We start from the raw sequence: 14,646 nt of genomic DNA, 5'->3' as shown, positions 1-14,646 counted from the left end.
CCTTCCCTGTCATCATCGCCGGAATAGAGGGCGACTTTTGTTGTTCTGTACCTTGACGTTAGGACATGGCAGGAAGGGGCGCAACATAACCTGCCGGGAGGGCCGCCATGCTGTTTCCAACCACGATCGCCGGCTCCCTGCCGAAGCCGGAATGGCTCGCCGAGCCCAACATGCTCTGGGCGCCCTGGAAGTCCGGCGGCGACGAGCTGCTTCGTGCCAAGCGCGATGCGACGCTGATCTGGCTGAAGATCCAGGAGGACGCCGGCATCGACATCGTTACCGAGGGCGAGCAGGCCCGGCAGCATTTCGTCCACGGCTTCCTGGAGAAGATCGAGGGCATCGACTTCGCCCACAAGGTCGAGATGGGCATCCGCAAGGACCGCTACAAGGCGATGGTGCCGCAGGTGGTCGCCCCGCTCCGGCTCAAGGACCGCGTCCATGCCTTTGAGGCGCGCGTTGCCCGCACGCACACCAAGAAGAAGCTGAAATTCACCCTGCCCGGCCCGATGACGATCATCGACACCATCGCGGACCGTTACTACGGCGACCGCGTCAAGATGGCCTTTGCCTTCGCCGAGCTGCTCAACGAGGAAGCCAAGGCGCTCCAGGCCGACGGCGTCGATCTCGTGCAGTTCGACGAGCCCGCCTTCAACGTCTACATGGACGAGGTCAATGACTGGGGCATCAAGGCGCTGGAGCGCGCCGCGCAGGGACTGACCTGCACCACCGCCGTGCACATCTGCTACGGCTACGGCATCAAAGCCAACACCGACTGGAAGGAGACGCTTGGCGCGCAATGGCGGCAGTACGAGCAGATCTTCCCGGCGATCGACGCCAGCCCGATTCAGCAGGTCGCGATCGAGTGCCGCAACTCCAAGGTTCCGCTTGATCTGCTCGCGCTGTTGAAGAACAAGATCGTGCAGGCCGGCGTCATCGACGTCGCCAGCGACACGGTCGAGACCGCGGAGGACGTCGTGCAGGTGATCGACGCCGTCTCGAAATTCGTGCCCAAGAGCAACATCATCGCCACCACCAATTGCGGCATGGCGCCGATGCGGCGCGAGATCGCCGAAGCCAAGCTGATGGCACTCGGCGCCGGCGCCGCGCTCGCGCGCGAGAAGCTGGGGTGATGGAAGGGATTCGGCGCTAGGGCTGCGCGGAGGGGTGCAGCACCGGTCGATAGCCGGCGTTCAGCGTGCGGAGTGTCGACGGCGGCGTCAGCAGCGTTGCCTCACCGGGGACGTCCTCCGCCGCGGCATATCCCGCCGCCGACCACTTTAGCGTCCTGCCCTGCATCACCAGATAGCTTGCCTCGCCCTGCTGCAGCATCGCGCCCTCGGGCAATTGGTCGAGCGGCACCAAGAGCGCGTGCAGCCGCTTCTTGCCGTGATCGAGCCGCTCGTGGTGCAGCACCGTGTCGATGTCGTGCATGCGGACGTCGTGTACGCGGTTGCCCTTCTCCCACGCGGCCCGGAAGTGATTGGCATCGTCGCGGCGGCAGTAGAAACAGGGACGGTGCCCGGCGGCGAGCGCTGTGGCCTCATCAAGAAAGAACAGCTCGGTCCAGCTTCGCTGCGCCATCACCTCGCGGCGGCGGCCGCGGAATTCGCAGGTGCAGGTGAGCCAGGCCGGCGAGGACCAACGCTTCTTCAGAAGCGTCTTGGTCGCGGGATCATGGATGATGCCACGATTGCCGGTGAACATCCCGCGATGTGGGGTGGCGATGATGTCGCCGGTGGGGGTGACGCGGTTTTGCAGGGGCATGGGCGCTGCTCGTCTCCCTCTCCCCGTTCTTACGGGGAGAGGGCTGGGGTGAGGGGCTGCATCCGCAAATATGGTGAGCGCTGGACTCGCGGAGAGTGCCCCTCACCCGCGCCTTCGGCGCGACCTCTCCCCGCACGCGGGGCGAGGTGAAGAAAGCTCACGCCGCGCCGTCGCGGAGCGGCGGGTGATAGGACAGCGCAGTATCCCAGGGAAAGAAGATCCAGGTGTCCTGCGAGACCTCCGTGATGAAGGTATCGACCAGCGGACGCCCCTTCGGCTTGGCATAGACGGTGGCGAAATGCGCGTCCGGCAGCATCTCGCGAACCAGCTTGCCGGTCTTGCCGGTGTCGACGAGGTCGTCGACGATCAACAGCCCCTTGCCGGTGCCGCCGCCAAGTTTCATCGCCTGTTCGGAAATGCCCTTGAGAACCTGGAGATCACCCTGCTTGTCATGGTCGTAACTGGCGATGCAGACCGTATCGATCACGCGCAAGCCGAGCTCGCGCGCCACGATCGCGGCCGGCACCAGGCCGCCGCGGGTGATCGCGATCACGGCGTGGAACGGACCGACTTCGTTGAGACGCCAGGTCAGCGCCCGGCAGTCGCGGTGGAACTGGTCCCACGACACTGGAAAGGGCCGACCTGCCCGTTCCTCCGCGCTCAATTGCGGTGTTTCACCAGCCATCATCGTCTCCTAACATTCGTCTGCCGGCAGCTCATTTGCTACCGGGTGATGTTCAATCCCGCCAGCATTTCCTTCACCGCCGCCATTGCTGCGGCGAGCTTATCCGCATCGCGCGAACGCACCACCAGATTGGTGTTGGGCTTCTGCTCCTCGTCCATGAACGGATAGCTGCCGATGATGGTGTCGGGGTGAGCGGCGGCGATCGCCCTCAAGGGGCTGCCGATGTCGCCTTCCCGCGCATTGGCACGAACCGATTCGGACAGCATGCGCACGCCCGACTTCAGCTTGGGCGAGACGATGTCCATCATCGCCTGCATGATCGACGGCACGCCGGCCATGACGATGACATTGCCGATCTTGAAGCCGGGGGCGAGGATGGTCGCGCTCTGGATCAGTTCGGCACCATCGGGAATGCGGGCCATGCGCAGGCGGGCCTCGTTGAGGTCCTGCTCGCTCCAGCGCTCCCTGAAACGGGCGACCACCTCGGGATGGTGGTCGATGCCGACGCCAAAGGCCTTGGCAACGCTGTCGGCGGTGATGTCGTCATGGGTCGGGCCGATGCCGCCGGTGGTAAAGACATAGGTGTAGCGTTGCCGCAGTGCATTCAACGCCGCGATAATGTCGTCCTCGTCGTCGGAGACGACCCGGACTTCCTTGAGGTCGATGCCGATATTGGTCAGGTATTCGGCGATGAAGCCGATATTCTTGTCCTTGGTTCGGCCGGACAGGATTTCATCCCCGATGACCAGAATGCCCGCCGTAACGATCTCGCTCATGCCTTAAGTCCCTCACCTGTCTCGCCGAATTTGCCGGGGTAACGCGTTGAAGTCACGCGCTTTTGCTGCCGAAATAAGCAGTCCTCAGCCATTTTTTCAGGCACCTTCTCGGCCACATCAGGCAAATGCCCGCTCTCCATGCTTATCCCGCTGGCCCGCCCCTTGCTACCTCCTCAAAGTCATGCACTCTTGCCGCATGGCCAGTGAGACAAGTCGGGATCTATGGCAGTCGCGTTTGATGAAATGAATATCCCCGGTGGGGACCTTCGCCCCGCCTATCAGGAGCTGGCTCGCTGGCTCAAGGAGACGCCTCCCGAGGCGCTCGAATATCGCCGCCAGGAGGCCGAGCTCCTGTTCCGCCGCATCGGCATCACCTTCGCCGTCTATGGCGACTCCGAATCCACCGAGCGCCTGATCCCCTTCGACGTGATCCCGCGGATCATGTCCGGCAAGGAATGGACGGTGCTGGAAAAGGGACTGAAGCAGCGCGTCAAGGCGCTGAACATGTTCCTGCGCGACATCTATCACGGCCGCGAGATCCTCCGCGCCGAGATCGTGCCCGATGATCTGATCTTCCAAAACCCGGTGTTCCGGCCCGAGATGAACGGCCAGCAGGTGCCGCACGACGTTTACGTGCACATCGCCGGCATCGACATTGTCCGGGTCGATGCCGAGGACTTCATCGTGCTGGAGGACAATGCGCGCACGCCGTCCGGCGTGTCCTACATGCTGGAAAACCGCGAGATCATGATGCGGCTGTTTCCGGATCTGTTCGCCCGCCACAGGGTGGCGCCGGTCGAGCGCTATCCGGACGAGCTGCTCTCGGCGCTCCGCTCGGTCGCGCCACATGGCGCATCGAGCGAGCCGACGGTCGCCCTGCTCACGCCAGGCGTCTACAATTCCGCCTATTACGAGCACTCCTTCCTCGCCGACAAGCTCGGCATCGAGCTCGTGGAAGGGCGCGACCTCGTCGTCAAGAACAACGAAGTGTTCATGCGGACGACCGAGGGGCTGAAACGGGTCGACGTGATCTATCGCCGCGTCGACGACGACTTTCTCGATCCCCTCACCTTCCGGCCCGACTCCGCGCTCGGCGTGCCCGGGCTGATGTCGGCCTATGCCGCCGGCAACATCACGCTCGCCAATGCCGTCGGCACCGGCATCGCCGACGACAAGGCGATCTACTCCTACATGCCCGACATCGTGAAGTTCTATCTCGGCGAGGAGCCGATCCTGAAGAACGTGCCGACCTGGCGCTGTCGCGAGCCGAAGGATCTGGCTTACGTGCTGGACAATCTAAGCGAGCTCGTCGTCAAGGAAGTGCACGGCTCCGGCGGCTACGGCATGCTGATCGGCCCCGCTGCGACCAAGGCGACGATCGAAGCGTTCCGCGAAAAGCTCAAGCGCGAGCCGGAAGGCTTTATCGCGCAGCCGACGCTGGCGCTCTCGACCTGCCCCACCTGCACGGCAAGTGGCCTTGCGCCGCGCCATGTCGATCTTCGCCCCTTCGTGCTCACGGGCAGCAAGAGCACGACGATCGTGCCGGGCGGGCTCACCCGCGTCGCGCTGAAGGAAGGCTCCCTGGTGGTCAATTCGAGCCAGGGCGGCGGCACCAAGGACACCTGGATTCTGGACGAGTAGAGAGATGCTGTCGCGCACCGCCGAAAACCTCTACTGGCTCGCCCGCTATGTCGAACGGGCCGAATATCTCGCGCGCACGATCGATGCGACCCTGCGCGTCACCGCGCTTCCCGCCGCCTATATCGGCAAGACCAACGAATGGGATTCCGCGCTGCTGACCGCCGGCGTCGCGGAGAGCTTCTATCAGACCCATGAGGAAGCCAACGAGCACAACGTCGTCGACTACCTCTCGTTCTCGGCCGACAACCCGTCCTCGATCAGGAACTGCATCGAGGCGGCGCGGCTGAACTCGCGCTCGGTGCGCACCGCGCTGACCAGCGAGATGTGGGACACCATCAACTCGGCCTGGATCGAGCTTCAGGCGCTTTGGAGCAAGGGCACTTCGACCCGCGAGGACCTGGCAAAATTCCTGCGCTTCGTGCAGGAGACCTCGCTGCGCTTCGACGGCTCGGCCTACCGGACCATGCTGCGCAACGACGCCTATTGGTTCTCGCGCCTCGGCCTGCACCTGGAACGCGCCGACAACACCGCGCGGATTCTCGACGTGAAGTATCACGTACTGCTGCCGGAAGAGGAGCATGTCGGCGGCCCGCTCGACTTCTATCAGTGGAGCTCGATCCTGCGCTCGGTGTCGGCGCTCACCGCCTATCACTGGGTCTATCGCGAGACGCTGAAGCCGTGGCTGGTCGCCGATCTCTTGATCCTCAACGGCACGCTGCCGCGCTCCCTGGCGAGCTGCTACGACAATCTCGTGCGCAATCTCGACCAGATCGGCGTCGCCTATGGCCGCCAGGGCCCGGCCCAGCGCCACGCCCGCGGCATCCGCAACCGGCTGGAACACAGCAATATGAACGACATTTTCCAGCATGGCGTGCATGAATTCATTCAGGAATTCATCGCCGACAATTCCAGGCTGGGCGAAATCATCACGAAGCAGTATTTGATCTGATCCACGCAGTCGTTCCGGGACGCCCGGAATGACGGAATCAAAACACCATGCGCCTGCGAATCCAGCACACCACGACCTATCGCTACGAGCCGGCGGCGACGAGCGTGATCCAGATCCTGCGCACGACGCCCTGCAGCCATGACGGGCAATATGTGGCGGAATGGCAGATCGACGTCTCGACCGACACCAAGCTCGACATGCACGAAGATGCGTTCGGCAACGTCACCCATGTGCTGTCCTGCGGGCCCGTCAGCGACATCAAGATCACCGCCGAAGGGCTGATCGAGACCCATGATACCGGCGGCGTGCTGCGCGGCGCCGACGAGCGTTTTCCGGCCGGAATGTTCCTGCGTCCCACCGACCTTACGACCGTCAATCCGGCGATGGCGGCTGTGGCGCGCCAGCTGCGCAGCGAGGCCGAGAACGACACGCTCGGCTTCCTGCACACGCTGATGTCGCAGATCAGCGATCACATGACCTTCGACGAGGACCCGACCAACAGCGGCACCTCGGCCGCCGAAGCGTTCACGCTCAAGCGCGGTGTCTGCCAGGACTATGCGCATATCTTCATCGCCTGCGCCCGCACCGGCGGCGTGCCGGCGCGCTTCGTCTCCGGCCATTTCCTGCGCTCCGACGGCACCGTGCATCAGGATGCGGGCCACGCCTGGGCGGAAGCCTACGTTCCCGATCTCGGCTGGGTCGGCTTCGATCCGGCCAACAGCATCTGCACCACGGATGCCCATGTCCGCGTCGCGATCGGGCTCGACTATCTCGGCGCGGCGCCGGTGCGCGGCACCCGCTATGGCGGCGGGGCGGAAACGCTGACGGTCGCGGTCAAGGTCGAGCAGGCCGGCCGCGGCGGGCCGTCGCAATCACAATCGCAGCGGCAGAGCTAGACGCGACCAACCCAGCGCGTGGGCCGTGCTACGATCGCCGGATCGGAATGGATCCGCGAGGATGTTATGGCGACTGTAAAACTGCTTTCGGACGACGAGCTTTCCAGCGAGGCGCGCGCCGTCTTCGACGACATCCGCAAGCTGCGGCAATCGGACTTCATCAACAATTTCTGGCGCGCGCTGGCGCATGATCCGAAGACGCTGCGGCGGACCTGGGAGAGCCTCAAGGAGGTGATGGCGCCGGGCGCGCTCGATCCCAAGGTCAAGGAGATGCTCTATGTCGCTGTGTCGATCGCGCATGGCTGCAGCTACTGCATCCATTCGCACACGGCCGCCGCGCGGGCCAAGGGCATGACCGAGGCCGAATATGGCGAGATGCTAGCCATCGTCGGCATGGCCGCGGAGACCAACCGGCTGGTCACCGCGCTCGGCGTTCCCGTCGACCAGGCGTTCCTCGCCGACGCAACTGACTGAGGTCGCCGACCTCCCCCGAGGAATCGGGGGTTGGAGCGGCCGGCGAAATTGGCTAGTAATTCCGCGCAAACGCGTTCGGGGACTGGAAATGACCTATTGTTGCGGAATCCTGGTTCGGGACGGTCTGGTGATGATCGCCGACACCCGCACCAATGCCGGCCTCGACAACGTCTCGACCTTCCGCAAGCTGCACATCTTCTCCAAGCCGGGCGACCGCATCATGGCGATCGCCAGCGCCGGCAACCTCGCCATCAGCCAGTCGGTGCTCTCCACCCTGACCGAGGGTCTGGAAGATCCCAACACGGGCGAGATCGAGACGCTGATGAACGCGCCGACCATGTTCCAGGCCGCCCAGCGCATCGGCCGGGCAATCCGGGCGGTGCACGCGACCGAGGGACCGGCGCTGAAGTCGGAGGATGTGTCCTTCGACGTCTCGTTCCTGTTCGGCGGCCAGATCAAGGGCGCGCGCATGCGCCTGTTCATGGTGTACACCGCCGGCAATTTCATCGAGTGCACGACCGACACGCCCTACCTGCAGATCGGCGAGCACAAATACGGCAAGCCGGTGCTCGACCGCGCCATGCATTACGACGTCGAGCTTTACGAGGCGCTGAAGACCGGCCTGATCTCGATGGACTCGACCATGCGCTCCAATCTCGGCGTCGGCCTGCCGATCGACGTGCTGGTGGTGCGCTCGGATGTCTACGATGCGGACCTCAACCATCGCATCGAGGCCGGCGAGCCCTACTTCCACGACCTGCGCTCGCGCTGGTCGGCGGCATTGCGCGCGGCACACCAGAACATCCCGCGGCCGCCCTACAAGAACGAAAAAGAACCCAAAACCTGACAACTCAAAGAAAAGGCAGGAAACGATGAGTGAAGCGAAAAAGATCGCATTGGTGACGGGCGCCGGCACCGGCGTCGGGCGCGCGGCATCGCTCGCACTGATGAACACCGGCTTCACCGTGGTGCTGGCGGGCCGCCGGCTCGACATGCTCGAGGAGACCGCAAAGCTCGGCCCCGCGGGCAAGAGCCTGTGCGTGACTGCCGACATGACCAAGCCTGATTCCATCGCCGCGCTGTTCGACAAGGTGAAGGCGACCTATGGCCGTCTCGACGTGCTGTTCAACAATGCCGGCATGGGCGCGCCGGCGGTGAACTTCGAGGACCTCAGCCTCGAGCAGTGGCAGGCGGTGGTGAACACCAACCTCACCGGCCCGTTCCTGTGCACCCAGCACGCCTTCCGCATCATGAAGGACCAGACCCCGCGCGGCGGCCGCATCATCAACAACGGCTCGATCTCGGCGCATGCGCCGCGGCCGTTCTCGGCGGCCTACACCTCGACCAAGCACGCCATCACCGGCCTCACCAAGGCCAGCAACCTCGACGGCCGCATGTACGACATCGCGGTCGGCCAGGTCGACATCGGCAACGCCGCGACCCCGATGACCGACCGCATGGTCAACGGCCCCGGCGTGCTGCAGCCCGACGGCACCACCAAGCACGAGCCGCGCATGGATGCGAAGGCGGTCGGCGATGCCGTCGCCTACATGGCCGGCCTGCCGCTCGATGCCAACGTGCTGACCATGACGGTGATGGCGACGAAGATGCCGTTCGTCGGACGGGGCTGAACGAAGACTGCGAAAACAACCCCATGCACAGTAGACGGCGTGGGGTTGCTACCTGCATTCGGCAAGCGCAGTGATGTCAGCTAAATCCCTGCGTTGCCTCTACAATGACGGGAAACAGAGCGGACCCTGCCCGCATATCGCGAAACCAGGCTAACCAGCGTGGCTTCGGATTGATCGCCCGACCTGCTGCAAGGCCTCGAAGGCTGCGGAGCGCTTGTCGTTCCAGCTTGCCAGCGCCGCGTCGGGAGGATGTATTTCTCCCAAGGCAGACATCGCCTCCATCGCCTGGCTGACATCGGTGTGATCGCCCGAAGCGACCGATCCGAGCATCGCGGAGCCGAGCAACACCGGCTCCGGAGATGCCGAGGCAGCAACCGTCAAACCGGTCGTATCGGCGAGCACCTGCCGCACCAGGCGGCTCTGGGCCGCACCACCGCTGACGACGATCGTATCGATGGCAATGCCTTTATCCTGCTGGGCCCGCACGATCTGCCGCGCGCCGTAACCCAGGCCGCACAGGCCGGCAAGATAGAGGGCGAGCAAGCTCTCCAGGTCGGAGCGCATATCCAGCCCGGCGATCAGCGCACGCGCATCGGGATCCGCGAGGGGCGCGCGGTTGCCGAGGAATTCAGGCACGACATGAAGCTCGCCGACCAAGTCCCGAACCCTCTCTGCACCGCCGCGCGCGTCTACCTGACCGGCGAGCCAATCGGCGAGCGTCCGTTGGTCCTGACGCGCCGCGTGTGTCGCCTGTGCCGAATACGGATGCATCTGTACGAGATGGTCAATTGCTGCACCAGCGACTGACTGTCCACCCTCATTGAGCCATAGCCCCGGCACCATGGCCGAGAAATAAGGTCCCCAGACGCCGGGAACGAAGACCGGGTTTTGCGTGGTCGACATGGTGCAGGCAGACGTTCCGAACACATAGGCCATACGCGTGAGCGCCGTACCCGCAGCTCCGCGAGCACCCACCGTTCCGACACCGCCCGCATGTGCGTCGATGAGGCCTGCCGCAACGGACGTACCAACCTTGAGGCCAAGGTCGGTCGCTGCCTCCGCTGTCAGCCCGGCAGCCAGCCGCGTGCCGCCAGGCACGATCTCGGTGCCGATCCGGCAAAACTGCTCGTCCGCCAACGCGCCGAGACCGACCGAGCGGAAGAAATCGGCATCCCAACGGTCTTCGTGGCCCAGATAGCTCCACTTGCACGTGACGGTGCAGGTGGAGCGGGCAAGGCTCCCGGTTGCACGCCAGGTGAGGAAATCAGTCAGGTCCATGAACTGCCAGGCGTCCGCAAAGCTGCCGGGCATGTTTTCGGCAAGCCACAACAGTTTCGGCGTCTCCATCTCGGGTGAGATCGCTCCGCCGACATAGTCGAGAACTTTCGCGCCGGTGCGGTTGATCCGACGCGCCTGCTCGACGGCGCGGTGGTCCATCCAAACGATGATATTGCGAGCGGGATCACCGGACGGGCCCACGGCAAGCGGTGCGCCGCCAACGCCGAGCACCACCAGCGAGCAGGTCGCGTCAAAGCCAATGCCGGCAATGCCGTCCGGCGCGATGCCGGCCTTTCCGACCGCGCTGCGCACGCTGCGGCATACGGCGCGCCAGATGTCCTCGCTCGACTGCTCGACAATATCGCCGGCCTCCCGCCAAAGCGTGATGTCGGCCTTGTCGGTGGCGACAAGTCTGCCGGAGCGATCGAAGACCCCGGCTCTCGCACTGCCCGTGCCGACGTCGATGCCCAGAAAATAGCGCGTCATCCCGGAGACCCTCACCATGAAGCAACGTTCAGATCGCAGATGCGGAAGCCTAGAGATCGTTGCTCTGCGGCAGGATCACGAGGTCGCGGATCGTGACATTTCTCGGACGAGTCAACATGAAGAGCACGGCCTGCGCGACTTCCGTCGGCTGGATCAGGCCACCTGCCGCCATCTCTGCGTCGAGCTTTTCCTTGGGCCAGTCGCTGATGAGCGCGGTCACGACCGGGCCGGGCGCCACGGCGCCGACGCGCAGGCCGTATTTCGCGACCTGCCGACGCACGGTATGGACAAAGGCCTGCACGGCATGTTTCGAGGCAGTGTAGATCGGCTCCCAGACCACGGGGACGAGACCGGCGATCGAACTGGTGACGATGATGTCACCACTCTTGCGTTCCACCATATGTGGCAGAACCGCGTGGATCGAGCGGAACAGCGCGTTGACATTGAGGTTGAGCATGCGGTCCCAGGCGTCGGGGTCACCGCCAAGCACCTCGCCGCCGACATAGGTGCCGGCATTGGCATGGAAGATATCGAGCCGGCCGGCCTTTTCCAGCAGCTGCGGCATCATGCCCGCCATGCTCGCCTGATCAGTGAGATCAATGCGCAACGGGATCGCGTGGTCGCCGAGTTCAAGGCAGACACTGTTCAGCGCATCCTCGGCCCGATCGACCAGCACCACGCGCGCCCCCGCCGCGATCATTGTCCTCGCGCATTCGAGACCAATGCCCGAGGCAGCGCCGGTAATCGCGGCAACCTTTCCTGCAAGTTCCTGGCCCACGGTCGGTCCTCTTGTTGGAGTTTGTCTAGGCTCGGCCATGGGATACGCGCGAGCGTCGTGCCAGCGAGTCGACGATGACAGCGACGGCAAGCACCGCACCCGTGATCATGTACCGAAGCGACGAAGAGAGATCGAGCAGCGTAAGGCCGCTGGCGATCGACTGGATGACGATGATACCGAGCAATGCAGAATAAGCGCTGCCGCGGCCGCCAAACAGACTGGTGCCGCCGATGACCGCGGCGGCGATGGCATTGAGGTTCACATCTCCCGTGCCGGCCTGCTGGCTGGAAGACGCCAGCCGCGCGGCAGCAAGGATACCGCCGGCGGCTGCCAGCGTGGAGCACAGCATGAAGGCGCTCGTATGGATCCGGCGAACGTTGATGCCGGCACGACGGGCGGCCTCGCGATTGCCTCCGACCGCGCTCATTGAGCGGCCCCATTTGGTCCGCTTCAGCGCGTAGTTCATGACCACGCACAAGCCGACGAACAGGCCGAACATCCACGGAACACCGCGCGCGAGATTGAGATAGTAGACGATGAATTCGAGCACGACGACGACCAGAGCGCCCTTCAGCAGAAGGCGGCCGAGCGAGCTTGCAGACAGTCCCGCCGCTCGCCTGCGCGCGGCCATGCGATAGCCGGTCGCGAACATAACCACGCCGGCAAGTGCCGCGAGCGCGTAAGATACGATCGGCGGCATGACCAGCATCTGTCCGAAATTGACCAGTGGGGACCCGTAGGGAAGGTTGATCGAGCCGGACGAGCCGAGCAGATAGAGTTGCAAACCGAGCCAAGCGAGCAGGCCTGACAGCGTCGAGACGAAGCTCGGCATGCCCAGCCGGTTGAACAAGAAGGCATAGAGCCCGCCGATCGAGGCGCCCAGCACCAGCGCCGTGACAACAGCCACCGCTACGGGCCAATCCTGGTTGACCCAGAGCACGCCGACCAGCGCGGAGGAGAACCCGCTCACCGAGCCAACCGAGAGGTCGATCTCGCCGACCATCAGGACACAGACGATGCCGAGCGAGATGACGCCTACGGTCGAGCAATCGAACAGCAGATTGACCAGATTGTCAGGCGCCAGGAAGACCGGGTTGAGGCTCTGGAATGCGGTGCAGATGATCAGCAGCCCGACCACCACTGGCAGAGAGCCGAGGTCGCCCGACCGCACGCGGTCGACGAAGGCGCCGATCGTGCTGCCGATCGTATCCTCATGTGCGACGCGCTCGTCGCGACGGTCCAGCAACCGCGCGGTCGGAACCCGCTGCGTCTCGTCGGTCATGTCAGCACCTGCCGCGACTGCTGCGCCTGGCGTCGGCTGGCACGGCGGGAGACCGAATTCTCGTCGGCGCCGGTGATGGCGGTGACGAGATCCTGGTTGGAAACGTCGGGTCCGAATTCGCCGTTGTTGCGGCCGAGGCGCAACACCACGATCCGGTCGGCGACGGCGCGCACGTCCTCCATGTTGTGGCTGATCACGATGACGCCGAGGCCGCGGGCACGCACGCGCTCGATCAGGTCGAGGACTTCCGCGGTCTGGGCGACACCGAGCGCGGCGGTCGGCTCGTCGAGCAGGATAAGCTTCGGCTCGGTCAGCAACGAGCGCGCGATCGCCACGGTCTGACGCTGCCCGCCCGAGAGCGAGGCAACGGGGTCACGCACACTCGGAATGCGCGCCGAGAGTTCGTTGAGCAACGTCCAGGCACGGACTTCCATGGAAACCTCGTCGAGCCGGGCGGGATTCAACTCGCGGCCCAGGAAGATGTTGGCGACCACGTCGAGATTCTCGCAGAGCGCCAAGTCCTGGAAGACCGTGGCGATGCCCAGACCGAGTGCCGTAGCGGGATCGGGCAGGACGACTTGTTCGCCATCGAAGGCAATCGTACCCGAGGTGGGCTGGTGCACACCGGCAAGGATCTTCACCAGCGTGGACTTGCCAGCGCCGTTGTCACCGACAAGCGCCACGACCTCGCCGGCATGAACGTCGAGATCGACGTCGGTCAGGGCGGATACGGCGCCGAAATTCTTGGAAATGCCGCGAAGGCTCAGGACCAGTTCGCCTGTCCTCTGCTGCGGGTGATCGACATCCGAGATCGTGGACATTTCCGCGTTCGCCTTCCCTTCGTTCGTCCCGGCCGCAACGAGCGGCCGGGACACTTCTTCGCTTACTGCGTGATGCCGAGCTTCTTGCATCCGGCGGCATACCTGCCCGTGCAGAGCTGATCGGCGGTCTGAATCTTCTTGTCGATGATCTCCGCCTTCAGGTTCTGCTCGGTCACAACAGCCGGAATGAACAGCTTCGACGGCGTGTTAAACAGAGTGGTTTCCGCCTTGGGCGTACCGCCCGAGAGGAATTCCATCGCCGCATGGGCTGCAGCGCCCGCGACGATCTCACTGGGCTTGGAGATCGTATTGTACTGATCGCCGGCGATGATGAGCTGGAGCGCAGCAATCGTCGCGTCGTTGCCCGTCACCGGCGGCAATGGATCGACACCGGCGGCCTTGAGGGCCGCGATCGCACCACCGCCCGTCCCGTCATTCGCGGCCACGACGCCAAGTATCTTCTTGCCGAAGCGGGTAACCTGGCCACTTGCCCATTGCTGCGCCTTGGGCGGGGCCCAGTCCGGCGTGTCGTATTCCGCAAGGATAGGATAGCCGCTCTTCTCGAGGCCCGCATGAATGCCCTTCTTGATCAGGCCTGCGGCGGCGTCGGTGGGTGATCCATTGATCTCGAGCACCCCTTCGCCCTCCTTCGCCGTGACTTTGGCGTCCTTCAGATGCTTGACCAGCGATTCCGAGATGGCCTTGCCGATGCCTTCATTGTCGAAGGAGACGTAGAAGTCGGCCTTGGCGTCGGGGATCGGGCGGTCGTAGGCGATCACCTTGATGCCCTGGGACTGTGCCATCTTGACCAGCGAAGCTGCGGCTGTCGAGTCGACAGGATCGAGCACGATCACTTTGGCGCCCTGCGAGATCACCGAATTGAACTGCTGCTGCTGGCGCGCGGCGTCCGCACTGGCATTCTGGTAGATGACCTTGCAGCTCGCGCAGAGTTTCTTCATCTCTGCAGCAAAACCTGGATAGTCGTGCTGCTCGTAGCGGGTGGAGGCCTGGTCGGGCATGAGGAAAGCAACAGTCGCGTCCTTCACCTCCGCAGCCTGCGAGAACAAGGCCGTTGCGCCGAGCAGCGACAGGACGAGCGCGGCTGTACCCGTAGTCTTGAACAAGAGTTTCGTCATCCGGACTTCCCTTTCCGAAACTAGGTGTTAGAGTGCCATCAATTGATCT

The 14,646-nt window shown here is 64.1% G+C and carries 15 protein-coding genes; 7 read left to right on the top strand and 8 right to left on the bottom strand.

Annotated elements, in window-relative coordinates; genetic code table 11:
* The first annotated feature begins 107 nt into the window (after positions 1 to 107).
* Entirely contained in the window at positions 108 to 1,130 is a 1,023-nt protein-coding gene (locus tag XH89_RS13335; RefSeq protein WP_194467492.1) for a methionine synthase, read from the top strand.
* Between the two features lie 16 nt (positions 1,131 to 1,146).
* Here the strand turns inward: XH89_RS13335 and XH89_RS13330 are convergent, their stop codons facing one another.
* The 3 genes from XH89_RS13330 to XH89_RS13320 all read right to left on the bottom strand — a co-directional run bounded on the left by XH89_RS13330 (position 1,147) and on the right by XH89_RS13320 (position 3,225).
* Positions 1,147 to 1,764: a hypothetical protein gene (locus XH89_RS13330; RefSeq protein ID WP_194467491.1), complete on the bottom strand. Its 618-nt coding sequence runs from the start codon at positions 1,762 to 1,764 to the stop codon at positions 1,147 to 1,149.
* A gap of 157 nt (positions 1,765 to 1,921) precedes the next feature.
* Positions 1,922 to 2,449: a xanthine phosphoribosyltransferase gene (gene gpt / locus XH89_RS13325; protein ID WP_194467490.1), complete on the bottom strand. Its 528-nt coding sequence runs from the start codon at positions 2,447 to 2,449 to the stop codon at positions 1,922 to 1,924.
* Between the two features lie 38 nt (positions 2,450 to 2,487).
* Positions 2,488 to 3,225, bottom strand: a complete 738-nt coding sequence (locus XH89_RS13320) for a molybdopterin-binding protein (protein ID WP_183240492.1) — start codon at positions 3,223 to 3,225, stop codon at positions 2,488 to 2,490.
* A 222-nt stretch (positions 3,226 to 3,447) separates the two neighbouring features.
* On the opposite strand from XH89_RS13320, the gene XH89_RS13315 reads away from it, so the two are divergent.
* From XH89_RS13315 to XH89_RS13290, 6 genes are all read left to right on the top strand, one after another.
* Positions 3,448 to 4,866 carry a circularly permuted type 2 ATP-grasp protein gene (locus XH89_RS13315; protein WP_194467489.1) on the top strand — a complete coding sequence of 473 codons (1,419 nt, stop codon included), beginning with the start codon at positions 3,448 to 3,450 and terminating at the stop codon, positions 4,864 to 4,866.
* Positions 4,867 to 4,870: 4 nt separating this feature from the next.
* On the top strand, positions 4,871 to 5,815 hold the full coding sequence (locus XH89_RS13310; protein WP_194467488.1) for an alpha-E domain-containing protein: 945 nt from the start codon (positions 4,871 to 4,873) through the stop codon (positions 5,813 to 5,815).
* Between the two features lie 47 nt (positions 5,816 to 5,862).
* Positions 5,863 to 6,711, top strand: a complete 849-nt coding sequence (locus XH89_RS13305) for a transglutaminase family protein (RefSeq protein ID WP_194467487.1) — start codon at positions 5,863 to 5,865, stop codon at positions 6,709 to 6,711.
* Between the two features lie 66 nt (positions 6,712 to 6,777).
* Complete coding sequence (locus XH89_RS13300) at positions 6,778 to 7,185, top strand: carboxymuconolactone decarboxylase family protein (protein ID WP_194467486.1); 408 nt, start codon at positions 6,778 to 6,780, stop codon at positions 7,183 to 7,185.
* A gap of 88 nt (positions 7,186 to 7,273) precedes the next feature.
* Entirely contained in the window at positions 7,274 to 8,032 is a 759-nt protein-coding gene (locus XH89_RS13295) for a peptidase (RefSeq protein ID WP_194467485.1), read from the top strand.
* Positions 8,033 to 8,057: 25 nt separating this feature from the next.
* The gene (locus tag XH89_RS13290) at positions 8,058 to 8,816 is read left to right on the top strand and encodes an SDR family oxidoreductase (protein ID WP_025037199.1); all 759 of its coding nucleotides are present in this window, start codon (positions 8,058 to 8,060) and stop codon (positions 8,814 to 8,816) included.
* A 150-nt stretch (positions 8,817 to 8,966) separates the two neighbouring features.
* Here XH89_RS13290 and XH89_RS13285 read toward each other — a convergent pair whose 3' ends face one another.
* The 5 genes from XH89_RS13285 to XH89_RS13265 form a co-directional block, all read right to left on the bottom strand.
* Positions 8,967 to 10,580, bottom strand: a complete 1,614-nt coding sequence (locus XH89_RS13285; RefSeq protein ID WP_194467484.1) for an FGGY-family carbohydrate kinase — start codon at positions 10,578 to 10,580, stop codon at positions 8,967 to 8,969.
* A 49-nt stretch (positions 10,581 to 10,629) separates the two neighbouring features.
* The gene (locus XH89_RS13280; protein WP_194467483.1) at positions 10,630 to 11,358 is read right to left on the bottom strand and encodes an SDR family oxidoreductase; all 729 of its coding nucleotides are present in this window, start codon (positions 11,356 to 11,358) and stop codon (positions 10,630 to 10,632) included.
* 25 nt (positions 11,359 to 11,383) lie between these two features.
* The gene (locus XH89_RS13275) at positions 11,384 to 12,640 is read right to left on the bottom strand and encodes a sugar ABC transporter permease (RefSeq protein ID WP_194467482.1); all 1,257 of its coding nucleotides are present in this window, start codon (positions 12,638 to 12,640) and stop codon (positions 11,384 to 11,386) included.
* Positions 12,637 to 13,461 (bottom strand): ATP-binding cassette domain-containing protein, encoded by an 825-nt coding sequence (locus XH89_RS13270; RefSeq protein WP_194467481.1) that lies wholly within the window; start codon positions 13,459 to 13,461, stop codon positions 12,637 to 12,639. Before XH89_RS13270 ends, XH89_RS13275 begins: the two co-directional genes overlap by 4 nt.
* A 62-nt stretch (positions 13,462 to 13,523) precedes the next feature.
* Positions 13,524 to 14,597 carry a sugar ABC transporter substrate-binding protein gene (locus XH89_RS13265; RefSeq protein WP_194467480.1) on the bottom strand — a complete coding sequence of 358 codons (1,074 nt, stop codon included), beginning with the start codon at positions 14,595 to 14,597 and terminating at the stop codon, positions 13,524 to 13,526.
* Positions 14,598 to 14,646 lie beyond the last annotated feature (49 nt).

Origin of the sequence: Bradyrhizobium sp. CCBAU 53340, from assembly GCF_015291645.1 — a bacterium.
GTDB lineage: Bacteria > Pseudomonadota > Alphaproteobacteria > Rhizobiales > Xanthobacteraceae > Bradyrhizobium.
Note: the sequence above shows the minus strand (reverse complement) of the source record. Positions and strands in the feature narration are given on the sequence as shown.